This is a genomic window from Dictyobacter vulcani, from assembly GCF_008974265.1.
GTDB lineage: Bacteria > Chloroflexota > Ktedonobacteria > Ktedonobacterales > Ktedonobacteraceae > Dictyobacter > Dictyobacter vulcani.
In genome coordinates, this window is the sequence record NZ_BKZW01000001.1 from 2953173 (window position 1) to 2978835 (window position 25663).

At 48.7% G+C, this 25663-nt stretch carries 24 protein-coding genes; 11 read left to right on the forward strand and 13 right to left on the reverse strand.

All coding sequences use genetic code 11. The annotated features are described in order from the left end of the window. Positions 1-56: 56 nt before the first annotated feature. The 6 genes from KDW_RS12390 (at position 57) to KDW_RS12415 (ending at position 3209) form a co-directional block, all read left to right on the forward strand. On the forward strand, positions 57-614 hold the full coding sequence (locus KDW_RS12390; RefSeq protein ID WP_162005170.1) for a ribonuclease FAU-1 family protein: 558 nt from the start codon (positions 57-59) through the stop codon (positions 612-614). A gap of 113 nt (positions 615-727) precedes the next feature. Then, positions 728-1138 carry a methylmalonyl-CoA epimerase gene (mce, locus tag KDW_RS12395; RefSeq protein WP_151756243.1) on the forward strand — a complete coding sequence of 137 codons (411 nt, stop codon included), beginning with the start codon at positions 728-730 and terminating at the stop codon, positions 1136-1138. A 204-nt stretch (positions 1139-1342) separates the two neighbouring features. After that, entirely contained in the window at positions 1343-2080 is a 738-nt protein-coding gene (locus tag KDW_RS12400; RefSeq protein ID WP_198925253.1) for a YggS family pyridoxal phosphate-dependent enzyme, read from the forward strand. Between the two features lie 80 nt (positions 2081-2160). Further along, positions 2161-2655 carry a DUF6391 domain-containing protein gene (locus KDW_RS12405; RefSeq protein ID WP_151756244.1) on the forward strand — a complete coding sequence of 165 codons (495 nt, stop codon included), beginning with the start codon at positions 2161-2163 and terminating at the stop codon, positions 2653-2655. Between the two features lie 2 nt (positions 2656-2657). After that, entirely contained in the window at positions 2658-2945 is a 288-nt protein-coding gene (locus tag KDW_RS12410) for a YggT family protein (RefSeq protein ID WP_151756245.1), read from the forward strand. A gap of 3 nt (positions 2946-2948) precedes the next feature. Further along, the gene (locus KDW_RS12415; RefSeq protein WP_151756246.1) at positions 2949-3209 is read left to right on the forward strand and encodes a DUF167 domain-containing protein; all 261 of its coding nucleotides are present in this window, start codon (positions 2949-2951) and stop codon (positions 3207-3209) included. A gap of 372 nt (positions 3210-3581) precedes the next feature. Here KDW_RS12415 and KDW_RS12420 read toward each other — a convergent pair whose 3' ends face one another. From KDW_RS12420 to KDW_RS12440, 5 genes are all read right to left on the reverse strand, one after another. Next, a complete protein-coding gene (locus KDW_RS12420) occupies positions 3582-4457 on the reverse strand; it encodes a hypothetical protein (protein WP_162005171.1) in 876 nt (291 codons plus the stop codon). 38 nt (positions 4458-4495) lie between these two features. Beyond that, entirely contained in the window at positions 4496-4984 is a 489-nt protein-coding gene (locus tag KDW_RS12425; RefSeq protein WP_151756248.1) for a hypothetical protein, read from the reverse strand. Positions 4985-5099: 115 nt separating this feature from the next. Beyond that, positions 5100-7964: a protein kinase domain-containing protein gene (locus KDW_RS12430; protein ID WP_151756249.1), complete on the reverse strand. Its 2865-nt coding sequence runs from the start codon at positions 7962-7964 to the stop codon at positions 5100-5102. A gap of 98 nt (positions 7965-8062) precedes the next feature. Then, positions 8063-10888: a protein kinase domain-containing protein gene (locus KDW_RS12435; RefSeq protein WP_151756250.1), complete on the reverse strand. Its 2826-nt coding sequence runs from the start codon at positions 10886-10888 to the stop codon at positions 8063-8065. Positions 10889-11412: 524 nt separating this feature from the next. Beyond that, positions 11413-12255, reverse strand: coding sequence for a sulfurtransferase (locus KDW_RS12440; RefSeq protein ID WP_151756251.1), 843 nt, complete (start codon positions 12253-12255; stop codon positions 11413-11415). A 349-nt stretch (positions 12256-12604) separates the two neighbouring features. Between KDW_RS12440 and KDW_RS12445 the strand changes: the two genes are divergently transcribed. Then, complete coding sequence (locus tag KDW_RS12445) at positions 12605-14461, forward strand: ABC transporter ATP-binding protein (RefSeq protein ID WP_151756252.1); 1857 nt, start codon at positions 12605-12607, stop codon at positions 14459-14461. A gap of 44 nt (positions 14462-14505) precedes the next feature. Here the strand turns inward: KDW_RS12445 and KDW_RS12450 are convergent, their stop codons facing one another. From KDW_RS12450 to KDW_RS12460, 3 genes are read right to left on the reverse strand one after another with little or no spacing between them, the layout of a single operon-like run. Further along, positions 14506-15579 (reverse strand): dipeptide epimerase, encoded by a 1074-nt coding sequence (locus KDW_RS12450; protein ID WP_151756253.1) that lies wholly within the window; start codon positions 15577-15579, stop codon positions 14506-14508. A 21-nt stretch (positions 15580-15600) separates the two neighbouring features. Continuing rightward, the gene (locus KDW_RS12455; protein WP_151756254.1) at positions 15601-16722 is read right to left on the reverse strand and encodes a D-alanine--D-alanine ligase; all 1122 of its coding nucleotides are present in this window, start codon (positions 16720-16722) and stop codon (positions 15601-15603) included. A 28-nt stretch (positions 16723-16750) separates the two neighbouring features. Continuing rightward, entirely contained in the window at positions 16751-18178 is a 1428-nt protein-coding gene (locus tag KDW_RS12460; protein WP_151756255.1) for a UDP-N-acetylmuramoyl-tripeptide--D-alanyl-D-alanine ligase, read from the reverse strand. A 298-nt stretch (positions 18179-18476) separates the two neighbouring features. Here KDW_RS12460 and KDW_RS12465 point away from each other — a divergent pair, with 298 nt between their 5' ends. The 4 genes from KDW_RS12465 to KDW_RS12480 all read left to right on the forward strand — a co-directional run bounded on the left by KDW_RS12465 (position 18477) and on the right by KDW_RS12480 (position 20940). After that, positions 18477-18827, forward strand: coding sequence for a zinc-ribbon domain containing protein (locus KDW_RS12465; protein ID WP_151756256.1), 351 nt, complete (start codon positions 18477-18479; stop codon positions 18825-18827). A gap of 3 nt (positions 18828-18830) precedes the next feature. Next, a complete protein-coding gene (gene rpsU, locus KDW_RS12470) occupies positions 18831-19016 on the forward strand; it encodes a 30S ribosomal protein S21 (RefSeq protein ID WP_126551285.1) in 186 nt (61 codons plus the stop codon). Positions 19017-19232: 216 nt separating this feature from the next. Next, positions 19233-19757, forward strand: coding sequence for a YceI family protein (locus KDW_RS12475; protein ID WP_162005173.1), 525 nt, complete (start codon positions 19233-19235; stop codon positions 19755-19757). Positions 19758-19959: 202 nt separating this feature from the next. Then, positions 19960-20940 carry an NAD(P)H-quinone oxidoreductase gene (locus tag KDW_RS12480; RefSeq protein WP_151756258.1) on the forward strand — a complete coding sequence of 327 codons (981 nt, stop codon included), beginning with the start codon at positions 19960-19962 and terminating at the stop codon, positions 20938-20940. 116 nt (positions 20941-21056) lie between these two features. Here KDW_RS12480 and KDW_RS12485 read toward each other — a convergent pair whose 3' ends face one another. The 5 genes from KDW_RS12485 to KDW_RS12505 form a co-directional block, all read right to left on the reverse strand. Continuing rightward, the gene (locus KDW_RS12485; protein WP_151756259.1) at positions 21057-21593 is read right to left on the reverse strand and encodes a hypothetical protein; all 537 of its coding nucleotides are present in this window, start codon (positions 21591-21593) and stop codon (positions 21057-21059) included. 69 nt (positions 21594-21662) lie between these two features. Continuing rightward, on the reverse strand, positions 21663-22388 hold the full coding sequence (locus tag KDW_RS12490; protein ID WP_151756260.1) for a hypothetical protein: 726 nt from the start codon (positions 22386-22388) through the stop codon (positions 21663-21665). 349 nt (positions 22389-22737) lie between these two features. Further along, positions 22738-23550 carry a hypothetical protein gene (locus tag KDW_RS12495; RefSeq protein ID WP_151756261.1) on the reverse strand — a complete coding sequence of 271 codons (813 nt, stop codon included), beginning with the start codon at positions 23548-23550 and terminating at the stop codon, positions 22738-22740. Positions 23551-23686: 136 nt separating this feature from the next. Then, positions 23687-24457, reverse strand: coding sequence for a 2-phosphosulfolactate phosphatase (locus tag KDW_RS12500; RefSeq protein WP_151756262.1), 771 nt, complete (start codon positions 24455-24457; stop codon positions 23687-23689). A 72-nt stretch (positions 24458-24529) separates the two neighbouring features. Then, positions 24530-25657 carry an FtsK/SpoIIIE domain-containing protein gene (locus KDW_RS12505; protein ID WP_151756263.1) on the reverse strand — a complete coding sequence of 376 codons (1128 nt, stop codon included), beginning with the start codon at positions 25655-25657 and terminating at the stop codon, positions 24530-24532. Between the last annotated feature and the right edge of the window lie 6 nt (positions 25658-25663).

A 25663-nucleotide genomic window follows, 5' to 3' on the forward strand; every position in this document is an offset into this window, starting at 1 on the left:
ACTTGACGTTTTTATCTTTGTTCCGTACTATGGATGTTGATGAAGGGAGATGCATTATGCAGCGAGATTTTTTCGTGGAGAGTCGTAGCTATGATAAATTGCTACGTGGGACGTGGCGAGCATATAAGTTAAATGGTGAGCTCCAAATTGGTAATGAGCAAGCCGCAACCGGACATGATGAGTGTATTCGACTCTGGTTACCTGCTGGCACTCCAATGAACTGGGCATCCGGGACACGTAAATTGCGCAATAATTGTGTACAATTTTTCTGGCCTGATCGCTGGTATATGTTAAGCGCTTTTTACAATGAAGATAGCTTAATTCATACTTACGCAAATATTATTCATCCTGCCCAGATTATGTTGGATCGGCTCTCTTACATAGATTTAGATCTAAGCACACTGGTCAAGCCGGATACGAGCTATGAAGTATTAACCCAGGCTGAATTTGATCATATGGCAGCGACTTTGCATTATGATGAGCAGACGCGCGTGAGCTCATTGATGGCCTTACAAACGATTACCAGCACTATCCAGCGGAGCATTGGCCTTTTTGCAGCCGTACCGCATCGTTTGAATCTTAGCCAGTTACATAGCACCTGCAATCCATCATGACATGTTATTGCAAAACAATCGTGGGCGTCGCCTGGTTGTTGCCAGCCGCGTGTATATGATTGAATAGTACTGGTATACCCGAATTTTCAATGAAGAAGAAGGAAAAAAAGACTATGCCCAGACGCATTGATCATGTAGCTATTATTGTACGTAACCTTGAGCAGGCACTGTCCTTTTATCGCGATACACTGGGAATCGTCCCTGGCGAGATCCAGGAAGTGCCGACCGAGCAGGTGCGTATCGCTTTTCTCCCTCTTGGGGGTCCAGAGGGAAGTCAGTTAGAGCTGATTGAGCCAACCCCCGCCAATGTCAGCCTGAATAAATTCCTGGATAAGCGTGGTGAAGGCCTCCATCATGTCTGTCTGGAGGTCGAAAATGTAGATGCGTCCCTGGAGAGTCTGAAAGAGAAAGGGGCTGCCGTCATGGATCAGCAGCCTCGTCTGGCAGCTGAAGGGCGAGCCATCTTCCTTCATCCTAAAAGCTCCAATGGTGTGCTGTTAGAGTTATTGGAAAAACCTGAATAGCTTTGACCCTTTCCACTTGTGCTATTGATCAGGTCACAACGCAGGCAGGTGCATAGACGTAGTAGTAGTAGTAGGAAAGGCGTTTGTGCCGATCATGTATGGTTGAAGATAAGGCAGAAAGTACATAAACTGTCTATTCTCTATCCTATCTGCTGTACAATATTGATATAATGAGCTAAAAAAGTAGCTAGTAGAGAAAGAATTGTGATAAATCAGCCCCCCATAGGTCAGGAAGCGATTATTGCAGCGAATCTTACCCGGGTACGTGCGCGCATCGCTGAAGCAGCGCAGCGCGCCGGACGCAATCCGGAAACTATCACGCTTGTTGCTGTCTCCAAAACCAAACCACTCGAAGTGATAAAGGTGGCATATAATTTAGGGATAAGGGATTTTGGCGAGAATCGCGTACAGGAAGCTCTGGAAAAGCAGGCGGCTTTTTCTCCATCAGATCTCCGCTGGCATATGATCGGGCACCTGCAGACCAATAAAGCACAGAAGGTCTGTGGTTCTTTTGCATATATTCATAGTGTTGATAGTCTGCATGTAGCCTTAGCTCTGCAAAGGGCTGCTGAAAAGAAACTTCATGTAGATGAAACCGAGGTGCAGCAAACTGTATTGTTGCAGGTGAATATTTCAGGGGAAACCACTAAAGAAGGCATGACCATTGAAGATGCGCCTGCTATTGCACGCCAACTGCTCCCTCTGTCACATCTAAAAGTGCAGGGTTTGATGACAGTTGCTCCTCTGGTGGATGATCCAGAGCAGGTGCGTTCGGTGTTTCGAGCACTGCGTCAGTTGCGTGATAAGCTGCGTCAGGAAGTCCCTGAACATTCCTGGGAACAGCTTTCAATGGGAATGACTGACGACTATCATATTGCTATTGAAGAGGGTGCAACTATTGTGCGTGTCGGGCGTGCAATCTTTGGTGAGCGTGTCAAATAATTATGAGGCGAGGATCATAGCAGGCCTTTGGATTGGCAGCTATGCAGTTGGCAACCGATGGCGTAAAAAGGAGATTCTGCATGAAAATTGATGACATCCTGTTTAGCCGCAGAACACGACAAAATCATGCCCTTGAGCATGCGACATTTACCATCATGGGAACTATGGACCCCTCTTTAAGCGCGAGTGCTCGCTCAAACGCGGATGGCTTTACGATCTTTGGAGATGTGGACCTGGGTCTCCTGAGGCGTGCTCTGGATGAGGCGCTTATGCGTTTACTGGCTGGTGAGGCTGAGTTGGCCATCCATCCTAATTGTGGGACCAATCTGGCTGTCGGTGTCTCCATGGTCACAATTGGCACATTACTGGGCATGGCCTCCAGTAACAATCGAACCCGGGTTGCGTCCGCGACGGCTTCTTCTGTGGCCGGTTGGATGGCTGCGCGACCGCTTGGTGAATATGTGCAAAAACATTTTACGACTTTGCCCGATCTGGCTGGTGTCCGTGTTACGGATATTACACGTCGTAAATTGTTTGGCTTTACCTTTATCGAAGTACGTACTATTCAGGAGTAATTATGTATACGCCACCACCTTTGCCTGTGCCCATTTTTTCGATCCTGATTAACTATGGCATCAGCTTCTTGATCCTGGCAATGCTGGTTCGTGCTATTGCCTCAATGTTTCGTATGGACGAGCGCTATGCCTTTATTCGTTTCCTGGCCCGCTTGACTGATCCTTTCATCGAGCCTGCGCGGCGCGTTATCCGCCAGACCTGGGTGTTAGATCTGTCATTTATGGTGACCTGGTTTATGCTCATGATTGTGCAGCATTTGCTGTTGCAAGCTCTTCCCATCGGATGGTAAAAAATGTTGATCTCGATCCGGGTGGTGCCACGCAGTGGAAAAAATACTTTGGAATGGGAAGGTGAGGGACTAAAGGCGCGTTTAACGGCTCCCCCGGTGGAGGGAGCGGCTAATCAAGCTTTAATTGCCCTACTCTCCAGTCAACTGTCGATTCCAAAGCGGGCTATCACGATTGTGCGCGGGATCACTGGCAGGCAGAAGGTGGTAGCTATTGAGCAACTCACTCCAGCAGAGATGGAGCAGAAGTTGCCGAAAAAAGAATGACCGGCCAGTTAAAAACATGAGTCATCCCAGATTTTAGGGATGAGCTTGTGAAAGAAGCGAGCATTTCTCCTCAAGAAGTGGAGAAATGCTCGCTTCAGTTCTCTCCAAGAAAAGCGGTTGATGAAGTGCTTCTTGCTGGTGATCTCCTTCTCCTAGAAAACCAACGGGAGAAAAGAGAACAGAACGAAGACGTGTTCACACCAAGAGCATCACCTCGGTTTCCAGCGAGAAAACAGGCATCCATGTTTTGTGTGCGATCGCTCCATATGCTGGTTGCGATCGTTGTGCTGGATGAACACCGGTCACACGCCCCCGCGGTCAGGCAGTCCTGGCCATGGAATGGTTCAGCGGTGGTGCAGGCTCAACGCCTCATCAGAGCATGGTCACCGAGACCGTTGGCTGGCCTCGGCCCGACAGGGACTCCCAGTGCGGAGGCACACTTTGCCACAGCCGGCTCAGCGCCATGCGCATCCGCGCAAAGGGAGCATGAGCCTGTCGGCAATGGCGACCCGTTCGATGACAGTAGCGGCGCAGCAGCCAGCGGCGCAAGAGCGTGTAAAACGGCGCCAGCAAGGTGAGCAGAAATGCGTACGCCAGTGCTGCCAGCAGCAAGAGTTTTTCCCGTGGTTCCCACTCCCACACACGGGGGCTTTGGAAGGCCAACTCACTTTTGTTCTCTTTCCAGGTTAATTCGATTTGCCAGCGACGGGCATACGCAAACATGATCCTCCAAGCATCGTCCGCATTGGCGATCGGCTCAGCGGTGAGCAGATACCAAGGGAGGCCACCTTTGCGTCGGGCTACCACCAACCACAATGGTTGTTCACGATGGTCTGGGTGCGTAACGGGCAAAGCGAGAATGCTGGCCATGACCCACTGGTGACGACGGCAATCCCAGACCAGACGTTGTTGCCATCCCCGTTTGCCACGTGCGATTTTCCAGGCAGCGCGCCGTTGGCCTTGTTCATCCACCAGCTGATAGTCTTTTTTCCAACGCAATACAAAACGAAGCGAGAAGGCCACGAGCAAACCAAGCCAGAAACTGCTGGCGAAGCCTTGGTCAAAGACATGCATCACCTCGCGCCCCCAGAGCAGAACTCCTTGCAGCAACAGCTTGGCTTGCTCATCGCGTTTGAAGGAGGCACGCGCCCCGCGGCTGGTCCACCAGCGCATGCAGGCCAACGCTGGAGGGTCAGCCGACTGGTCGCAGCCCACCAGGACTACCGCTAGCCAATGAAGGCCAGGCACAAAAATGGGGCCACGAGGCGGGGTGTAGTAGCCCTTCTTCACATGGGTAAGTCGAGCCGCGCCTTACTGGAGCGCACCGGACCAAGATCGTCAGAAGCGATACTTTCCGGCTTCTCCCAAGCGCTCTCATCCCAGAGCGCCAGCGCATCCATTCCAGCCTGTTTCCACGTCGCCAAACGTTGGGTGGCTCGATGCCAGAGATAGGATCGGATCAGCTCGGCAGACCATTTGGAACAATGCAACAGACGCGAAAGGCGCTTGGTGCCAGCTGGGGCTTTGTCTGGCGTGTCGAGATAGCCACCCATTTCTGAGAGGAGCAAGCCATTCACTCGATCACGGAAAGTCAAAATCACCACCACGGTTTGCAACAACGTTCGCACGAGCCGCTTATCAATGCGGGTATCGACTTCGATGAGCAAGGGTGCAAGAAACTGAGCAAGACTCCCATACAATCCCTGGGCCATCTTGTCTGGAGGATATGGTGGAACTTGTGGCTCCTCAAGCCGTGTGAGATACTGAGAAGACATGAAAAACACCTCCTGGATTGACTGAATATTCGTTACTTTCTTCAGTCTCTCTCGGAAGGTGTCTTTTTACAAGCCCGACCTTAAAATTCGGGATGACTCATGTTTTTAGTTGAACTTATTTGACCAGGAAAGTACCTGCACCAAGGGCGTTTTCCATGTGGACACGACCCATGTCATCAAAGTAGAGAACAATCACGGCCTTATCGACGGGATCGCCGTTTTGACCGAAGGTAATTTGTCCACTGACTCCTTGCAGTCCCGAGATTTTTGTCAGGGCTTGCTGTAGATCGGTACTTTTTAACGTGGTTCCCCCATTAAGCGCCTGTTTGGCGCTGGTGAGTAAGGCCAGCATGGCGTCATAAGAGAGGATAACGTTATTGGTTGGTCTGATATAGCCATAGACCGCAGCTGGCTTTGTTCCCTTATAGTCGGCGATATAATCCTGGAAGAAAGCCGGCTTTTTTGAGCTCTGATTGAGTATATCCCATTCATCGGGATAGGCAAAAGCGGTGAAGTGCATGCGATAAAGATCCTGATGGGCGCTGGCAGGATACCCTCCCAGTTCATAAAGTGCATCGCCACCCAGAATCTCTGTCTTTGCCAGTTGTGGATAATTGTGAATGTCAGCCAGTAAGGTACCCATGTCATTTGAATAACCAGCAAAATAGATCATACCTGGATCTGTGGTAAGCTTCTGGAGACCAGCAATGATTGATGCTTTGTTATCTTTATGATACTTAATCACATCAGTGACCTGGCCGCCAATATTGGTTGCCGCAAAGGCGTTCTGGAAATCGCTGCCAAGGCTCTGACTGTATGAATCTCCATCATCCATAAACACAACGGCTTTTTGCAACTTCAGTTTATTTTTTGCATAGGTTGCGGCTACGCTGGCTTCGGTCAGGTTAGATGGCGAGACGCGGAAAAAGTAGGGCGAGCGACCACTTAAGGTATCGCTAGAGGCGGTAGCCGAAACCATTGGTATATGGTTCGCAGTCAGTATATCGGCGGCATTCTCAGCATGTGAGCTGAAGGACCAGCCCATCACACCAGCAATAGTATGATCTTTGGCAGCCGCCTGTACAATCTGATTGGCAACCGTCGTGGCATTTCCTGAGTCGCTACCCGTGTTGGCGATAATCAGGCGTATTTGAACGCTGCCGAGCGTATTTTTACTGTTCCATTCGTGCTGGGCAACGTATGCACCTTGCAGATTATCATGACCCACGCCAGCATTTGTACCGGTGAGAATTGTGCCAACCACAAAGGTCACATAGGGATTGCCAGAAGACATTACACGCAGATTCTCCTGATAGATATGTGCTTCAGCATCGCTGGAATCGCTATTGATGGCACCATTCCAGTATGTTCCGGCCTGGCTTTTGTTGCCCTGTGCCATTGCCTGGATCGCCTTCGCTTTATAATCTGCATTTGTGCGCTGGGTATCAAAGGCATAGTTACCATCGCTTAAGCCAATCGCCTCGCCTTTGATAGTGGTAACACTGATCGGATTGCTATTATTTTGTCCACCACCTGCATTGGTCTTGCCAGTATTCCCGATTGGTTGGGCGCCACCTCCCGGTGGTGTGGGGGTACCCAGATGTGGAAGGACAAAGATGAGAGCACCGATAATAATGAGTACTACCACCAGGAGCAGGAAGCTCCAGAGAATATAGTTGTTGTCTTTCCTGGGTTGCATCCGGGCGGGAGGATACATTCCCCCCATTTGCTGTTGCTGCTGTTGCCGCAGTGGTCTGGGTTGCTGGACCTGATTGCTGGCCTGCGATCTTATTGAACTGTGGGCTGGCTGATTAGCTGCACTATAGCCAGTGGCATAAGCTGGACCAGCGTTGTTGGCCGGTGCTGGACTGGCCGGTGCCTTTGGTGGGGTTGCTAATGGACGCGATGAGCCTAGCAAGTAAGAACTGGTATCCCCATTGGCATGAAAGCGTTGCTGTAATAAGCTATCGACCTCCCGCTTCATTGCGCCTGCATTCTGAAAACGTTTATTGACATCAATCGTCAACGCCTTGTCCAGGATGCGCTCCAACTCAGGAGACAACTGGGGATTCAAGCTTCGCACCTTCGGATAATTAAAAGGTGGATAATTGCGTGGATCGCGATTCGTGACCAGATGATGTATCGTGGCAGCCAGCGCATAGAGATCCGAGCGTGGATCAGCGTTGCCTTGATATTGTTCTGGTGGTGCATACCCGGGTGTTCCCAGTGCCGTTGTCTGTTTGCGTTTGGCATGCTTGGCTTCATCTGCACGGGCAATACCGAAGTCTACCAGCCGGGCTCGTTTATCCCGATTGCTGATAATAATATTGGCTGGCTTAATATCACGGTGAACAATGGCTGGTTTCTGTTCTCCCAGGTATTCCAGGATATCGAGGACCTGTGCCATATAGGTCAGAGCCTCTTGTTCGGCCATCGGCTTATTTGTGCGTTCCATATAGTCTTCGAGATTTTCACCTGGTGCATATTCTTGCACCATATAATAGCGTGATCCTTCCTGAAAACTATCGGTAACGGTTGGAATCAGAGGATGATCCAGGCTGGCGAGCGTATCAACCTCACGTTCAAAGTTACGCTCATCCTCCCGGCGCTGTTCAGGATCATTTTCATCTGAAATCAGTTCTTTAATGACCACCCGCTTATTAGAAACGCGTGTATCGCGTGCCAGAACGGCTGCGCCCATGCCACCTTGTCCCAGTACCTGTTCAACCACATAACGGCCATTCTGGAGTTTGGCGTTAGGGGCCAGGGTGCTGGATACACCATGGCCTCCTCCTGTTGTCGTACCAGTACCGCCGCTATTGCTACCTGCTATCTGTGTTGGGGCGGTCATTGGCTGCTTGTTTGGTTTTGCCTGCGCAACTACCGTTTGATTGCCAGCTGTTGCGTCTAAATAACCACCACAATTGGCACAAAAGGTTTCATCTGCCTGATTATCTGTACCGCAAAAAGGACATTTCATAGTCGTGCCTATTATTCCAATCTCGTAGCTACAAAGAATGTTGTGATCATATTATACAATCTCAATCTCGATCTCGATCTCGATCTCGATTTTAATTTCTACTTCAAAAAGCGGCCAAGTGGCGTCGGATCCATATGGATGCGCCCCATAGAGTCAGTGTATAAGACTAGAATTGTCTTTTCCACTGGATCTCCATTTGGTCCAAGGTTGATTTGTCCGCTCACTCCTTGAATACTATTTGCGCCATTGATTTTTAGCAAGGCCTGCCGTAGATCTTGAGGTGTCGGTTGTTTTTTTCCTGTATTCAAGGCCATATTGTACGCAGTAAGCAAGGTAACGGTTGCATCATAGGAGAGAATAACATCATTGGCCGCGCGCGTATAGCCATAGGCGCCACCTGGATGTTGTCCATCAGGATTAAAGGCTGCTGAATATTCAGAAAAGAATATTGGCTTCTGTGCGCTTAACTTGAAGACATCCCATTCGTCAGGATAAGCAAATGATGTGAAGCGCAAACGATTGAAGTTTGCTCGTGCGCTACTCTGGTAGCCTCCTAACTGGTACAGCGCATCGCCACCCATAATTGGTAAATTACCAGGAGGGAGATTGCTGAGTACTGTACTGACATCAGTGGCGTAACCAGAGAAGTAGATCATATCAACTTTTTGCGTTAATGTATCCCGAATGGCTTTAGCAATACTGTTCTGGTTGCCAATGGTGTACTGCTCCTTGATTATCTTGTTTTTGTCTACACCCTCAAATTGCTGACGGAAATCCTCAGCCAGACTCTGGCTATAACTATCGCTGGGATCATAGAACATGGCGACGGTTTTGGCATGTAGATCCTTCTCGGCATAGAGCGCTCCCTGGATCCCCTGTTGTTTATTGTTAGGTGCGACCCGGAAAAAGTAAGGTGATGCATTGATGAGTGCATCGCTGGATGCGGTTTGAGAAACCATTGGGATCTGACCCTTACTTAAGGTCTGGATTGCGGCCTGAGTACGGCCACTGTATGGCCAGCCCATCACTCCTACAAAGGTAGGATCTGCTTGCTGCAAGCGTACGATTTGTTGTGTGACCTGGGGGACATAATCTGTCTTGCTACCAGAGTTAGCGATCAGCAGGCGGACCAATGTGCCATTGGCGAGCCGGGCCGAGTCATTGAATTCCTTTTGCGCGACATAAGCTCCCTGTAAATCTTCCCTGCCCGTACCAACCTGATCGCCACTAAGCATGGTTGCGACTACCAGTGTTACATAGGGGGTTCCTGAATTGATGACGCGAATATCCTCTTTATAGATGAGTGCCTCGGCATCATTAGAGGTCTGGCTTGTGGCCTCATTGAGGAAGGAGGTAGCCGCATTAGGATTATCTTTATGCTGTTTGAGTTGTTGGGCTGCCTGCGTTTTCAACGAACCGTCTGCCAGCGTTGTATCAATGGCAACCGTTCCATCACTAATCCCGATTGGCTCTCCATTCATCATCGTGACCCCGATACCATTATCTGCCGTTTTATTTGCGCCCAGATAGCTATAGGTTGCAAATAAGCCGGCCCCGATGAGCAAGAACACCAGTAGCAAGATCAAGAAGATTAATCCAGTACGGCGTTTTTTCGGGGGGCGCTGATAGTTTGGCTGTGGTTGGTATTGTCCCAACTGAGGTTGTGATGATGGATATGGCGTGACCGGATTTGGTACCGGCTGATAAGCATAGTTTGGCCCAGATTGATTGTTTATGTTTGGTAACGGCTGAACCGGCGTCATGAGCGGTCCACCTATGCCGACAAATGGCGTGACTGGTGGCGGTGGGGGCAGACCAGCCGATATCTGAGATTGTTGGGTTACTTGAGATGATGGATTTGGACCAGCTACTTGTGTCATCGTCTGGCCTGGATTAGATGTGGGATTTGGGTTTGTGAGCGCACGCATAGGACCCGAGGTACCCAGAGTATAACTATCGAGATTCCCTGAGATACCAAAACGTTGTCGTAGGAGCGTGTCAATTTCCTGCTTCATAGTAGTGGCACTTTGAAAGCGTTGATTAATATCATTATTAAGCGCTTTGGTCAGGATTCCCTCAATCTCGGGTGAGAGTTGGGGATTGAGTGAGCGTGCCGCTGAATAATAAAAAGGCGGGTAATTGCGTGGATCGCGGTTGGTTAATATATGGTGCAGTGTTGCCGCCAGTGCATAGAGATCCGAGCGTGGATCGGCATTGCCTTGATATTGCTCAGGTGGAGCATATCCTGGTGTTCCTAATGCTGAGGTCTGTTTGCGTTGCGCGTTTTTTATCTCTTCGGCCCTGGCAATGCCAAAGTCGACCAGGTGTGCCCGGCGATCTTTAGAGCCGATGATAATATTCGCGGGCTTGATATCTCGATGCACAATAGGTGGCATTTGCTGTGATAAATAATCAAGTACATCGAGTATTTCAGATGCACAGATCAACGCATCCCGTTCTGGCATGGGCTGTTGAAGACGATTCAGGCGTTCCTCAAGGTTTTCGCCATCCACATATTCTTGCACCATAAAGTAGCGCGTGCCCTCTTGGAAATGATCTGTGACATTCGGTACCAGTGGATGATCAATGTGCGCCAGCGTGGCTACTTCGCGCTTGAAATTGCGCACGTCTTCTAAGCGTCTATCTTGATCCACATTATCGGAAATTAATTCTTTAATAACTACAGGTTTACTGTCCAGGCGAATATCTGTCGCGAGTAGTGCTGCTCCCATACCGCCCTGGCCAAGAATCTTTTTTACTACGTAACGGCCACCCTGAAGGCGTGAGCCCGAGCTTAAAGAACTTGATACTACGGTCCCGCTATTTGAAGGCGTAGATGTTGATGGTGAAGTTACGTTGTTCCCGCAATTCCCGCAAAAACGCACACCATTCCGAAGTTCTGTGCCGCAGTAAGGACAATTCATCTTTCTGCCTGCCTTCTAAGACGAAAACAAGATGTTGCTTTCATCTTGCAATGGTAATAACTCTCCAATGCATAATTCACATATGTTACGGCATGTCAGCTCTTATCTGTCCAATTAACCTGATCATGTAGAATTGGATTCATCTAACATCTATGAAAGACGTTAAAAAGAGTCATCTACAAAATAAGACCAAAATAAATTCTTTAGATGGACAATTGATAGGCTGTCTTCTATTGACATGTCTCTGATTTTTCCAGGATTAAAAATAAGTATTGCTTCACTCTTGATCGTAAGGAGAACAGAAAAGATCTGTAGCTTCTTGTATACACGAGTAGAAAAATTATACTAGGTTTCTGGATAGAAGTCGAGCACCGCACGATGCAAACAGGCATGTTACTATTACATACGTAATCTTACCTGAAAAGTTAAAATGAGGGCTGGGAACAAAAAAAGACCCTGCTCGAACAATGTCGTTAGCAGGGTCAAAATGTACAGGGACAAAATATTCTATCCCTACAAAGGATTTAGCGCTCGATTGGTGAGCGGACAAGACTGCCCCATTCGGTCCAGGAACCATCATAGTTGCGGACATTTTTGAAGCCTAACAAGCGAGTCAACACAAACCATGTGTGAGCTGAACGCTCACCGATGCGGCAGTAAGAGACCACATTCTTATCTGGTGTGATGTCTTTGTTTTTGTAGATTTCGCTCAACTCTTCGGCTGATTTAAAGGTGCCGTCAGCATTGGCTGTCACTGCCCAGGGAATATTTTTAGCGCCTGGGATATGACCGGCACGCTGTGCACCCTCCTGGGGATAGTTGACCATGTGCAGTAATTCACCACTGTACTCCTGTGGCGAGCGCACATCAATCAGGCGAACATTGGTGTCGTTTAATCCGGCCAGAACCTGATCGCGGAATGCACGAATGCTCTCATCAGCAGGCTGGGCATGGTAGGTGGTAGCTGCGTAATGAGGTACCTCTTTTGTGTATGGGCGGCCCTCAGCCTCCCACTTTGTGCGGCCACCATTGAGGAGCTTCAGATTTTTATGGCCGTACTGGGTGAACAACCAGTATGAGTAAGCAGCGTACCAGTTGTTGCGATCACCATAGAGCACGATGGTTGTGTCGTTGGTAATACCCCATTTGCTGAAAAGCTTCTCAAGCCCTTCCTGGTCAACAAAGTCGCGACTCAGGGGATTCTGGACATCAACGTGCCAGTCGAGTTTAACTGCTCCTGGAATGTGGCCGATTTCGTACAGCAGTACGTCTTCATCGGCTTCAATCAAGCGAACATTGGAATCATTTAAATGGTCTGCAACCCAACTTGAATCGACAAGTGCCTCGGGATGTGCATACTCAGACATATGTCTGGCCTCCTTGTAATCAGCTTCTATTGTTGACATAGTTGATCAATATTCAAAACTTCTACTGTAGTATAGAAGCTGGACATGGCCCATGTCAAGGGAAAACTGTACAATTTTTACCCTTTTATATGGAATTCTTGACTGTGCCAGCGGTCCTTTAGCCTTAATCTTCTCATCTATTCTGTGGAGATGCAACAGTCAGCAGTGCGGATTGTCGCACCCTAAATGCTTATAAAAGCATCTTGTGTTGTGTATACTGTTACAGTGTCAGGCAAAAATCAGCATTTTCGCCTTCGTAGATTGTTCTTATCCGGGTGTGGGTAGTTGTTTGTTTTGATGGGAGTTGTGCATGGCTGCGACACGTTCTTCTAATTCTAAGCCAACCAAAACCTCTGAGGAAAAATTTAGTCTCGCCCAGGTCTTTGTTGCTTTTGCCAGTTTACCACGTGTCTTTCGCCTGGTCTGGTCGGCCAGTGCTCCGATGACGCTTATACTGGGGGGCCTGAGTATTTTACGCGGGTTAACTCCTGCGGTCAGTGTCTCAATTACTCAGGTTGTGATTGATAGCGTTATTCGTGGTATTCGTATTCACTCGATTGCCCCGATCTGGTTGCCTGTGGGTTTACAACTTGCAGTCAGTCTGGTCGATCGTGTGTTTGCTAACGCCAATAACATTGTGCAGCAGTTGCTACAGGACAAAGTATTAAATCATACGCAACTTATGATTCTACGTAAGACAAATACGTTGGACCTATCTTCATTTGAAAATGCTGAATTTTACGATAAGCTCCAGCAGGCGGCGACACAGACCAACTACAAGCCGGTCTCAATGATTTCGCAAACTTTTGAGTTAATGCGTACAACAATCACACTGGTTGCGATGCTCAGTTTATTGCTGCAGCTCTCCTGGTGGCTGGCGCTCGTGGCTTTCATACTGCCCATTCCGTCATTTATTGCCAGCAGCAAGTATAGCTGGTATGGCTATCGCTTGATGCGCCATGAAGCTCCTGAGCGACGTAAGATGCTATACATTAATAAAGTCATGACTGTGGATGACTACAATAAAGAGATCAAGCTGTTTAATCTGGGGAATTTCTTTATCGGCCGCTATATAGGCTTGATGACGAACTTCTATGAGGATGGCAAAAAGATTCTGGTGCCACGCCAGTTGAATAATCTCTTGTGGTCTTCGCTTACAGTTATTGCCAACTCTGGTATCTATCTCTATGTCGCTCTTCAGGCGGTTCTGGGCCGCATCTCGTTGGGGGCCTTGAGTAAGTATACCCAGGCTTCTATCCAGGCAGGAACAAGCTTTCAGGGCATTCTGGATGGTGTCTCAAATGTGTATGAGAATGCCTTATTTGTCAACACATTGTTTGAGTTTCTGCAATACGTACCTACGATTGTGCCTCCTGAAAAGCCAGTCAAAGTACCGATACAAGAGGATAGTAATGGATTGGATTTAGAGTTTCGGGACGTGAGCTTTACCTATCCTGGCAAAACGGAACCTACCTTGCGCCATGTGAGCTTTACAGTGCGGGCAGGTGAGTCGATCGCGCTGGTTGGTCGTAACGGTGCCGGTAAAACCACGCTGGTCAAGCTATTAACGCGCCTGTATGATCCAGATGAAGGCGAGATTCTGATTGGGGGCCTCAATATTCGCAACTACGATTTTGCTGATTTGCGTCAGTATGTAGGCGTTATTTTTCAGGATTTTGCGAAATATCAGATGACAGCTCGGGAAAATATTGGGATTGGACGTGTGGTTGATATTGATAATCTGGAAGATGTTAAGGCTTCTGCCAGTAAAAGTGGGGCTGATGAAGTGATTGAGGGGCTGGATGAAGGCTATGAGTCGATGCTGGGCCATTGGTTTAAGGATGGAACACAGCTCAGTGGTGGCGAATGGCAAAAAGTTGCGTTGGCGCGAGCTTTTATGCGTGATGCGCGTATTTTGATCCTGGATGAACCCACCAGTGCGCTGGATCCACAGGCCGAATATGATGTGTTTACGCGCTTTCGCCATCTGACTTCCGGGAAAACGGCTATTTTTATCAGTCATCGCTTCAGTACTGTGCGTCTGGCTGATCGCATTTTTGTGATTGAACATGGGGATATCATTGAGAGTGGTTCACATCAGGAATTGATGCAGCGCGATGGCCGTTATGCCGAACTATTTAATTTACAGGCCCAGGCGTATCGATAGCCTGTAAATTAATAGTCCGGATAAGATGTGTTGGAGAAAGAAGTTTACTTAAGGATCACTCCCAGGCCGTTTTTGATCTTTGAAAGATCATAGATGCCTCCAGTTTGCTCATAGCCACTGAGAAAAGGATCATCGGCTATGAGCATGGGGGTATCCAGATCGATGAAGCGAAAGCCTCCCAGACCCGCAGCAAAATGAGCCGCGGCACTGATGGCCAGGCGGGACTCAATCATGGCTCCGATCATGAGTTGCATATGGGCCGCCCGGCAAAGGGCGGCGATGTCTAATGCCTCGACAATACCTGTTTTCATCAGCTTGATATTGATGACATTGGCAGCCGCGCTGTTAATGATATGTGAGACTGCGCCCAGGCTACTCGCACTCTCATCTGCCGCGATGGGAACGCTGGTATGCTGCATGATATAGCGCATGCCGGCCAGATCATCCTTTGGGACTGGTTGCTCGAATAACAGTGGGCGAATGTCCCGGTCTTCCAGCGCTTCCAGGCAGAGCAGGGCTTCATTAGGTGTATAGCCCTGATTGGCATCCAGGGTGATACCCAGATGTGGGGCACCACTACGAATGGCTTCGACACGACTGACATCTTCACGCAGGTCATCACCAACTTTAACTTTAATCGTGGTGATACCCCGTTTGACGATCTCTTCTGCTAACTGGTAGCCCCGTTCGGCCGAGACCAGTGGAATACTCATATCGGTTTCGACCTGTGAGCTTGCCCCACCAAAAAATGCATAGAGGGGCATGCTACTGGAACGAGTTAGAGCATCGAGAATAGCCATCTCGATACCAGCACAGGCCGTCATCTGACTGAAATACAGGCTGCGAACTAATCTGGACAATGTGCGCCAGTGCGCAACATCCAGTCCGGTCAGAAGGTCAATACAACCTCTGGCAGTTGCGAGTACCGTTTCCTGTGATTCGCCAGTACTGGGTGGAAAAGGGGCACACTCGCCGTAGCCCACACTTCCATCCTGCAAGGTAATCGTAATCAGGACGTTGCGTGCCTCTGTGATGCTGCCAGTTGCAATCGCGAACGGCTCAAGTAACGGCAGGTTTAAGGGTTCTACCGTCATTGAACGAATAGTGGTGCGGGCCATATGCGCTCCTTTGGTGACACTTTAAAAACTCGTGCGGTTCCTCTGACGATCCTCATAGCGTTCCAGCGCCAACTCGATCAAGCGATCTAAGAGTTCTGTATAAGGCAGGCCGCTGGCCTCCCATAATTTGGGATACATACTGACCTCGGTAAAACCTGGAAATGTGTTGACCTCGTTAATATAGACTTTTTCGGTATCCTTATCAATAAAAAAGTCTACGCGCGAGAGGCCATTCAGATCCAGGGCCTGGAAGGCTTTAACCGCATAGCGGCGCATCTCTTCAGATGTCTGTTGAGTGAGATTGGCAGGAATCGTGACGGTGGATTTGTTGTCGATATATTTGGCATTGTAGTCATAGAAATCATTGCTGGCCTCCACTTCTCCGACTACCGAAGCCAGGGGCTCATCGTTTCCTAGTACCGCACACTCGAACTCACGGCAGTTGATGTTTTGCTCGATAATGATCTTACGATCATATTCTGCCGCTACACGCATGGCATGTTCCAGCTCCTGACGATTGCGCGCTTTGTTGATGCCTACGCTGGAACCCAGATTGACGGGTTTGACAAAATTGGGATAACCGAGCTGCTCTTCGATCTCGTCCATGATCTCTTCTGGAGAGCGTTCCCACTGATTGCGGCGATAGACCAGATACTTCACATTGGGCAAGCCCGCGGTTTCAAAGATCATTTTCATCTTCTCTTTGTCCATGCCCACGGCGGCTCCGAGTACACCACAACCGACATAAGGAACATTGGCCATCTCCAGCAGACCTTGTAGCGTACCATCTTCACCATAGGTACCATGCAGGACCGGGAAGATGACGTCCAGTTTTCCATTGTCGCCGAGCTGTGCTCCTTGCTTGAGGGGGATGAGACGACCAAGGGTGGGATCACCAGTAAAGGTGACGCTGGTCACGTTAGCGTTCTGATTGTCTGTCTCTACAGTTTGTCCGGCTGCCAGAAGTTGTGCTGGTTCGGTACCCAGGAGCCATTGGCCTGCTTTGGTAATGCCAATGGGCACAACTTCATATTTTTCTGGATTGAGATTGTCCATGATTGCTTTGGCCGAGGACAGTGATACCTCGTGCTCACCTGAACGACCCCCAAATACAATCCCCACACGGATCTTTTTTTGCGACATTGTATATCCTTTCTATCTGGATAGATAGTTATGCTTGTAGTAAGGCAAGTAACGTATCCATACCCAGTCCCAGTGACGCTTTGAGTAATACCAGATCACTGCTTTTAACTTGATCTTTTAAAAGATCTGCTACAGCTCGTTTGGCTGCTTCTAATTCCGCTGGATTTTCCAGTCTGGCGGAGTAGTAGTAGGCGTTATTTTCTGGCATGCCTGCGGCGATGGCACCTTCGACGTAGAAGCGCGCTTGCTCACCAATGGCTACCACATAATCAACCAGTTCGGCGAGCTCTTTACCCGTTTCGTAGTGTTCTTCACGGGCATAGGAACCTAATTCTAAAATATCTCCCAGCACGGCCCAACGTTTTCCTGTGCTGTCCATGTGGGCTTCGTGCATGGTTTTCGCGATCGCCACAATTGATTGGCGATTAGCGTTATAGCTATCGTCGATCAGTGTGCTGCCATTAGGACCTGCTTTGAGCTCTCCGCGCCGTTTAAAGGCTCGTAGTTCCTCTAATGCTGATTTGATCTGCTCCATTGGCATACCGGCGGCCAGACCAACGGCAGCGGCTGCCAGGGCAATAGTGATGCCATGTTCGCCGGGAATGTGCAATTGGATGCGCGTCTGGTTCCCCTGATATGTTAACGTAAAGCTGCGGCCAAGTAGTGTATCGCCACCAATCTCACTGGCGCGCACCATGGCATCTTCAGCGGTCCCATAAGAAAGAATCCGGGCCTGTGTCTTCGTACTCATCGCACGTACTCTGTGATCATCATAATTCAGAATGGCGATACCGTCAGGTGTCAAGGCCTGGACCAATTCGCTCTTGGCCTGGGCGATACGTTCTCGACTGCCGAAATATTCTATATGGGATGTGCCTACATTAGTGATGAGTGACCAATCAGGTCTGGTGATCGTGCAGAGCCAGGCTAACTCTCCTACCCATTGGGCTCCCATTTCTAGCACAGCATAGCGATGCTGTTCTTCCAACCGGAGCAGGGTCAGGGGAAAACCAATCTCTGTATTATAAGAGGCCTGCGTCTTAAGCGTTGGGGCCAGGCGTTCCAATACGGTCGCGACTGCCTCTTTAGTGCTCGTCTTGCCATTGCTACCAGTGATACCAATATAGGTGGTTTCTGGTTGACGTTGCGTTCTGGTGCGTGCGGTTGCATGCAGGGCCTCAACAACATCGGGCACAATGATCTGGATGAAATCCTCGGGAACATCGGCTACTTCTTCTGTGCAGAGCGCGCCAATGGCGCCTGCTCTGGCGGCAGCAGCAATAAAACGATGTCCATCTACTCGCTGCCCTTTGAGCGCAATAAAAAGATCTCCGGGCACGATTTGACGATTATCATGGTGGGCTGAATGAAAGACGAGATGTGGATCGGGCGCTGCATGACTGACGATGCGAGCCTTTCCAGCAGTACCTTGCAGTATGTCATTGAGGGTGAACATGCTGTTGTATCCTTTGCAATTCTACTGTACTTTGAGCTGATTATATCATGGTTGGCTAATCGCGTCGCTGTCGAGCATCTGATGATAGATTGAGGTAACAGAATTGGTTGAGAGTGAATGAATTTTTTTGGGCGACTCAAAAAAAGATTGCAAAAACGTAGCATTTCTAAATAAGGTATGGTATAATCCCAAGATACTGTATAGCACTTAGTTGCTTTCAATGGCTGATCCGTGAAAGCTGTGCGTTACAGAGATAGACCTTTAATGGGATTTTAGACCCAAGAATTGAGAAGCATTTATGTCATTCACAGATCAGACGTTGGTTTGCCGAGACTGCAATCAGGAATTCACCTTTACCGCTGGCGAGCAAGAATTTTATGCTAGCCGTGGGCTAACAAACAATCCATCACGCTGCCCATCATGCCGCGCCGCTCGTAAGAGCAGCATGGGTGATCGCTCCCGTCCATCCCGCGGTGGCAACGACGGTGGCTACCGTGAACCCCGCCAGATGTATACCGCGATCTGCGCAAGTTGTGGTAATGAGGCTCAGGTTCCTTTCCAGCCCCGTGAAGATCGCCCGGTTTATTGTAGCGATTGCTACCAGCCTCGCACCGCAAGCCGCGGTGGTGATCGCCGATCGCGCTGGTAAGCTATGAGTGAAATTGTCATTCAAGCCGGTGAGTCGTTTGAACTTGCGCTGAAACGATTCAACCGTAAAGTGCAGAACGCGGGTATCCTTGCTGAGGCCCGTCGTCGCAGATATTATGAGAGCCCACAGTCTCGTCGTAAACGGAAGGCAGAAGCCGCTCGTCGCAAACAGCGTCGTTCTCGTTTCTAAATTCTTGCAGGCAGTATCTTTGCAGTCAACGTAACACAACGTCAATAAAAGGCGCGCACATAGAAAAAGTCTATGGTGTGCGCTTTTTATTTTATGTTTTTTTGCTAATTAAATATTAGTCACTTGACAAAAGGAAGCGTTTGTGATAATCTGTCACTAACGTAAATGAAGTCGCTAACATTTGGTTAGCAAAAAACCTGGAGGTTTATTTTTATCATGGCATGGACAATTGATGCTTCGCATTCACATATTGGTTTTGCTGTACGCCACATGGTGGTGAGCACCGTTCGTGGACAGTTCAACGCTGTTCGTGGTACCTTGAACCTGGATGAGGCAAATCCTGCTGCTTCCTCGGTTGAGGCTGAAGTTGATGCCGCCAGCATCGACACCCATGATGGCAACCGTGATGGTCACCTGCGCTCAGCTGATTTCTTCGATGTTGAGAAGTTCCCAACCATCACTTTCAAAAGCACCAAAGTTGAAAACAGCGATGGCGACTACAAAGTAACCGGTGATTTTACCATGCATGGTGTTACTAAATCAGTCACCTTCGATGTTGAGTACTCCGGTTTCGTCCGCGATCCTTATGGTCTGGACCGCGCTGGTTTCTCCGCTCAGACCAAAATCAATCGTAAAGACTTCGGCCTGACCTGGGGCGCACTGCTGGAGACCGGCGGCGCTGTCCTTAGCGATGAAGTAAAACTCAATCTGGAGTTTGAGGCCACACAGCAGCCTGCATAACTCAGCAAATTTTCTATAGAAGCCAGGGGTCGAGCGTACTCGTATCAAGGAGTACGCTCGACCCCTGGCTTTTTGCTGGGATAGCACCTGCGCCATTGTGGATATGCTATCAGGAAGGCAATGTTGTGGCATACAATAGGGATGAACAAAAAAGTCAGACCTGCCATAGATTCAGAATATGTGCTAAAGGAGTATGTGTACTATGCGAGCTGTTATTATTACCAGGTCCGGTGGACCAGAAGTATTAGAGGTACAATCGGTTGAGACGCCTGAGCCATTTGGAGATTGGGTGCGCGTGCGGATACGCGCGGCTGGCTTAAATCGAGCGGACCTTGCGCAGCGGGCGGGTTTTTATCCAGCCCCTCCGGGCTATCCAGAGAATATTCCCGGTTTGGAGTTTGCTGGTGAGGTGGATGCGGTTGGACCTATGGTACGACGTTGGAAGCCTGGTCAGCGCGTGATGGGTATTACTGGTGGTGGTGGACAGGCAGAATATATCCTGTCCCATCAAGATATGTTGATTGAGATTCCTGAGAACCTGGATTTCGTGCAGGCGGCGGCTGTTCCTGAAGTGTTTATGACGGCACATGATGCCTTGTTTACTCAGGCTGGCCTGAAAATGGGCGAGCGTTTACTGGTGCATGCCGTTGGAAGTGGTGTGGGTACGGCAGCTGTGCAACTGGCTCATGCTGCCGGTGCAACCGTTTATGGTACTTCTCGTACCAGCTCTAAACTGGAGCGTGCAAAGGCCCTGGGATTAGAAGTAGGCTTATCCGATCAGAATTTTGCGGCCGAGATCAAGCAGTTGACAAAGGATGAAGGGGTGCATGTGGTGTTAGATTTTATTGGCGCTGCCTATATGGAGCAGAATCTGACAGCGCTGGCTCCCTGGGGACGGCTGGTATTTCTGGCGACACTGGGTGGAACTCAGGCAGATGTCAATCTGGGATTGGTGATGGCGAAGCGACTACAGATTCGAGGCTGCACCTTGCGTTCACGTACCCTGGAGGAGAAACTGGCCGTGACACGGCATTTTGCTACTCAGGTGATGCCTCTCCTTGCCAGTGGCAGTGTCTTTCCTATTGTGGAGGAGGTTTTCCCGTTACACGAGATTGGCCGAGCTCATGGTGTCATGGCTGAAAATCGCAATTTCGGCAAACTGATTGTGCGCCTCGACGATTAAGAAGGTGTCTGACTTTCATTCCAGTGGCGTAGTGAGCCTCAAACCTGCATCGGGATGCTGACGCCCTTGATCTCTGTTGTGTGGTGTTGCATCAGGAGCGCAATGCGCTCCTTTTGCTATCTACCTGATCGTTTGGATGCAGATTTGCGATAAGACATTCTTGGTGTTGTGAGCGGTACTGGTAATTCGTATGGCTTATGCATCAGGGCATCTGTGATTGTGCGTGCAATTAAATTATTGCGCTCCTCTCCTTCCGGTAATGAGGATGAGATAACACGGATGATTTCGTAAACATTGAGTTCATTGGCTTCTCGCCGTAATTCTTTGGCATAGTGGTCAGCACGTTTATTAGCGGTACGGGCTTGAGTGATGATCAGTTGTTGGGTAACCCCGGTAACGATATTCGCGATGGTGAGAGCCCATTTTTCACTGCTGTTTACAAATAGCGTGTTGGTATAGAGGAGAAAAAGTAAGATGGTTCCTAAAATGAACAATGTACCGGTGATAGCAATAATAAGACTGGTAAAGAACCAGCATTGTGCCTCGAAACGGCTTTGCTGATACATTTGCTCAAGAGCCATACCCTCATCTGGGAGGTATGACTCTTGTGTGCGTCGAGAAGAAGATGGTCTGGCGTTATTGCTTTTTTCCATTGTATTCCCATACCCCTCCTGGCCCATCCTGGACATCTGCAATCCTCATCGCGTTATACAGGCGAGAATTCACCCTTCTGGAAACGGTTCCTTGTGGAATTCTGCTGTCTCCAGATCTGTCTGCTGCTTTGGGAGACCTAATGAGGTAGAAATTAAAGTCTTTTGCAGCAGTTGTTTGTGTGTATCATCAATTTTGAGTTGGGCAATAAATTGTGTAATCATTGAAAAATTGCGTACATCATTGAAACCTTTAAGATAAAGGTCCACCTGTTCATTCGCCTGTTGGGTTTGACGAAAGAACCAGGCAGTGATAATGATATTCAAAACATTGGCAAGAATAATAGCGCAAATAATTGGCTGCATATGTATATTGAGTGGTAGGGAATATAAAACAACAGGTAGAAAGACTGAAAGAAGTAAGATACCGGCTCCGATAGTAGCGGTTAGAAAACTACGATGAAACCATTGACTGGCTTCCTGCTGACGTTCGGTATACAGTTTTTCCAGTAAGGTTGTTTTTCGTTGGGCTGCTCCGACAATGCGTTGATAGGCTTTTTCATGTGGAATGTGCATCACGCGTTTATGGCATTTTCCTTTATTTTCAGCTTCAGTGTCAGCTTCCAGAGCATTGACAATAACTGTTCCTGCCTCATCAACCTCAATATTGAGATCTACTGGAGCTACGATCTCATCATCCACTACTGCATTACGAGCGATATCATTTAAGATGGCTTTTCTGACTGGAGGTTGTTCCGCCGTTATTGATTGAGTAGTGTGATACGAGTGGATGGTCATGCCTTAGTCTCCTTTCATACACCCCCTACAATGTCCACATTGCCCTGTGCGCAGTCTATTCGGCTAAACTCCATACAGAACACCCTGTTTTGGAAAAGGACTAATGACCCGAGTATCAATAATATGTAGCAAGCGTGTGAGCAGCGTTCATAATTGTGCTATTTGCTTTATTTTCCTGATTGCTGCTCGATAAAATGATCAAATGATTTATTGTTTAGTTTATAGCATTTTAAATTCTATTTGTCAAATTGTTGCATTTGCATGTGTATTTTGTTTGTAGAATGGATTGGAGTTTGGATTGAGGGAGTGACTAATGCAGATCGAAGAGGAATGCTGAAGATGAGCGTATTTACTCATCTTCAGCATTATAGAATGTTTCAAGTGATTGCTGATAGCTTTGTTCTAGTTGGGTCATACATTTGTGCCATTGATTATCTAGCAAGAGCGTGGGACGCGGTATTGATGGTTGGCGGTTGAGTGTATTCAGTATTTCTGGAGGGGAGTGGATTCCGAAGGCAGCTAGATTGTACGTGGCGATCTGCCGGGCATTGTCATGCCAGATTGTGGTGACAACCTCACTTACTTCATGACTGGTAAAAATACTCTGATTGGGAAGTTGTTGCTTGAATTTATGCCATAGCAGGTTGACGCGTGATGCACTCATGAGCACATCGGTGTGTAGATGGGTACAGAGCATAAGGTGGCGCCAGATCGCCTGACGCTGTAACTTGGCAAAGGTGCGTGCATCCTGGAAGATTTCACTTTGTGCATCAAGATAGGTCGCGTCAAGGGTGTTTTTTGCGGCCTGGTAGCGTGCATAGGAGAGGTGCAGATTATGCAAGGCGGAATAAAGATAAAGGAGGTGCCTGGTCAGATCCTGCAGGACAATATCAAAATCAATTTCGGTGCGTGCCAGGTGTATATGGAGCGGTTCTGTAATCGAGACATTATACATGTCCTCTTGAGGCAGATTTTCGAGTAAGGCCAGATGGGCCTGGCCTATTTGTGCCGTTACGGTTGCATCTACGATCAGGCTAACGCCAGTGTGTATTCTACTTGAGCCTCCATACACACAGAGTGCTCCTGCGGTTGCGAGTATCTTTGCCACCTCAATATTGGCAGATGCGCACTGTTCTATGCTATGTTCATCCTGTATCCTCATGGATTGAACTCCTGTAGTGTTCTGAGGCATATTACTGCTGCTGGTTTCTTTGCGCTAGAAGAATCTTTCTTCCAGGCAAGCATAGCATGGCAGATTGAAATGAACGTTCCTCCGAAGGATGGAATAAGTAGATCGACTATGAATTAGCTGGTATGAATTTGCTATCGACTGGTTCCAATATCAGAAGTCCCGTGCGTGGTTCTGTTCCCGTTACACGTGCCACACTGAAACTACCGTTTTGCCGCAGACAAAAGTCGATATCCTCGCTAAGTCCATGCGCAATGACCTGGGCGGCTGAATGACAATATGCAGCCAGTTTGGAAGGCGGATAGAGTTGATATAATCCACTGGCGGCTGTAACACTTTCATGACAGGTGATATCTGGCTCTTGCCGCTGTATTTCTTGTGCGAGATAACCGGCACAAATTGTATCGTCGAGGGCGAAATAATTATTTTCGGCGGCACAGACAATGGCGATATTACTGTGTTGACGGCGTGCGCAGTCCAGTGCATATGCTGTTACTGCCCGGGCATTATAAAAGCAACCGGCCAGGCGTAAACTTTGTGCAGGGCAGGCATAGAAGGCGCGGGTACCATTGGTGGTGGTCAGAATCAATTCTCGCTGGCTGAGGTTGGCCCGTGAGAATTGTACCGGTGAGTTGCCATAGTCAAAGCCGGGTAACGGCTGGACATTACGTTCTCCACAGAGCAGACGGCCCGGAAGCAATCGGGCCGCCTCACGAGCCTGTTCGACCGTGTTGGCGGCCAGTATACGTTGCGCCCCCTGATCAAAGATCGCGGTGATCGCGGTGGTTGCGCGTATCAGATCAACGACAATGTAGATATCCTCAACCGCAGGATCAGTGGCCTGGATATCCGCCGGGCTCATATGAATGGTTAAGTTCACTATCACATCCTGAATAATGCTGTTTATTTTACTATGTATCCTCAGCTTATTTTATCATTACTGGATGTATGTTTATGGTAGAGAATTCTGGACTAATGCTAGTTTTAGCTGTGTATCGCGTATACTTTCCGTAGAGCCACTGAGTGGTAAGGCCAGTTGAACCTGCTGTATATGACGTTCCGGTGTCTGAATCCAGCCACGTCCTGGAACTGTTTCAGCTGGCAGGATGGTAGCTCCGAATAGTTCATGATTTTGTCGATTGCTTAAGCCAAGTCCAATTCTGGTCGGACATTTGCTGATAAGTTCCTGGGGAAGCTGGCGCGGGCCAGTCTCGGTGGAGGTGATGATCAGATAAACTCCCAATGCACGTGCCTCCATTACGGTTTGAGCCAGTTTTTTTATCAGTAGAGCGGTAGTTGTTCGTTCTGCAAAAAGCTGATAATTACTGATAATGACTAAAAGTTGTGGTATGCTCAGACCTTGCGACCATACCTGCGAGAGTGTTTGTGGATGCTGCTGTTGGCTGGCAAACAGATCATGCCGTTGTTGGATTTCAGCGTAAATCCTATTCGTAAAGTGTTGTAACTGTTCCTCTGAAGCTTCTGCACTCCAATACATATCTCCATTGGCTTTAGAGAGGTGTGGCAAGGTTCGGAAATGAGTCAGTTCGGCGAATGGATCCAGGATTGCGTAACGGAGTTGTTCAGGTAGAAAACGTGTTGTGAGCCAGAATAATATGGTTTGCAAGGCCGTTGCTTTTCCGCTGTGCTGCGCGCCTGCAATCAGTAGTGGACCACCTGTGGCTGTTCCGCCTGCTCCATGTAGATCTACCAGAAAGGTTTCGCGTAACTGTTCCGCTGGTTTATCGATCAGGCCCAATGGTATCTGCATAGAAGGCTTGATATTTTCGCGGCTGCGGCGTTCCAGAACTTCGCGGCGCGTCATTGGGATAACGGCCTGACGTTCCCGCTGATCTAATCCTGATTGATTGGTATCCAGGTCTTCGGGATAAAAGAGCACCAGTGGATCTGGTAACTGATGGCTTGGAGTCGGTAGTGGTTCCGGCCAATAGTGAATACCTTCTTTACGGGCGCTAGCCGGTTTGTAAACAGAGCTGATGCGCTCAATGGCGATCTCAAAGAAAGGCTTTGACCTGCCCGGATCGGTTGGCTGAGAGTGTGGAACTATGGGTGTCTGCACTATCTC

Coding starts and splice junctions, on each gene's coding strand:
- KDW_RS12475 (WP_162005173.1), top strand. CDS start 19,233: ATGGCATGGACAATTGATGCTTCGCATTCACATATTGGTTTTGCTGTA.
- KDW_RS12435 (WP_151756250.1), bottom strand. CDS start 10,888: ATGAATTGTCCTTACTGCGGCACAGAACTTCGGAATGGTGTGCGTTTT.
- KDW_RS12465 (WP_151756256.1), top strand. CDS start 18,477: ATGTCATTCACAGATCAGACGTTGGTTTGCCGAGACTGCAATCAGGAA.
- KDW_RS12425 (WP_151756248.1), bottom strand. CDS start 4,984: ATGTCTTCTCAGTATCTCACACGGCTTGAGGAGCCACAAGTTCCACCA.
- KDW_RS12455 (WP_151756254.1), bottom strand. CDS start 16,722: ATGTCGCAAAAAAAGATCCGTGTGGGGATTGTATTTGGGGGTCGTTCA.
- KDW_RS12405 (WP_151756244.1), top strand. CDS start 2,161: ATGAAAATTGATGACATCCTGTTTAGCCGCAGAACACGACAAAATCAT.
- KDW_RS12430 (WP_151756249.1), bottom strand. CDS start 7,964: ATGAAATGTCCTTTTTGCGGTACAGATAATCAGGCAGATGAAACCTTT.
- KDW_RS12460 (WP_151756255.1), bottom strand. CDS start 18,178: ATGTTCACCCTCAATGACATACTGCAAGGTACTGCTGGAAAGGCTCGC.
- KDW_RS12480 (WP_151756258.1), top strand. CDS start 19,960: ATGCGAGCTGTTATTATTACCAGGTCCGGTGGACCAGAAGTATTAGAG.
- KDW_RS12390 (WP_162005170.1), top strand. CDS start 57: ATGCAGCGAGATTTTTTCGTGGAGAGTCGTAGCTATGATAAATTGCTA.
- KDW_RS12410 (WP_151756245.1), top strand. CDS start 2,658: ATGTATACGCCACCACCTTTGCCTGTGCCCATTTTTTCGATCCTGATT.
- KDW_RS12440 (WP_151756251.1), bottom strand. CDS start 12,255: ATGTCTGAGTATGCACATCCCGAGGCACTTGTCGATTCAAGTTGGGTT.
- KDW_RS12450 (WP_151756253.1), bottom strand. CDS start 15,579: ATGGCCCGCACCACTATTCGTTCAATGACGGTAGAACCCTTAAACCTG.
- KDW_RS12495 (WP_151756261.1), bottom strand. CDS start 23,550: ATGAGGATACAGGATGAACATAGCATAGAACAGTGCGCATCTGCCAAT.
- KDW_RS12490 (WP_151756260.1), bottom strand. CDS start 22,388: ATGACCATCCACTCGTATCACACTACTCAATCAATAACGGCGGAACAA.
- KDW_RS12415 (WP_151756246.1), top strand. CDS start 2,949: ATGTTGATCTCGATCCGGGTGGTGCCACGCAGTGGAAAAAATACTTTG.
- KDW_RS12485 (WP_151756259.1), bottom strand. CDS start 21,593: ATGGAAAAAAGCAATAACGCCAGACCATCTTCTTCTCGACGCACACAA.
- rpsU (WP_126551285.1), top strand. CDS start 18,831: ATGAGTGAAATTGTCATTCAAGCCGGTGAGTCGTTTGAACTTGCGCTG.
- mce (WP_151756243.1), top strand. CDS start 728: ATGCCCAGACGCATTGATCATGTAGCTATTATTGTACGTAACCTTGAG.
- KDW_RS12445 (WP_151756252.1), top strand. CDS start 12,605: ATGGCTGCGACACGTTCTTCTAATTCTAAGCCAACCAAAACCTCTGAG.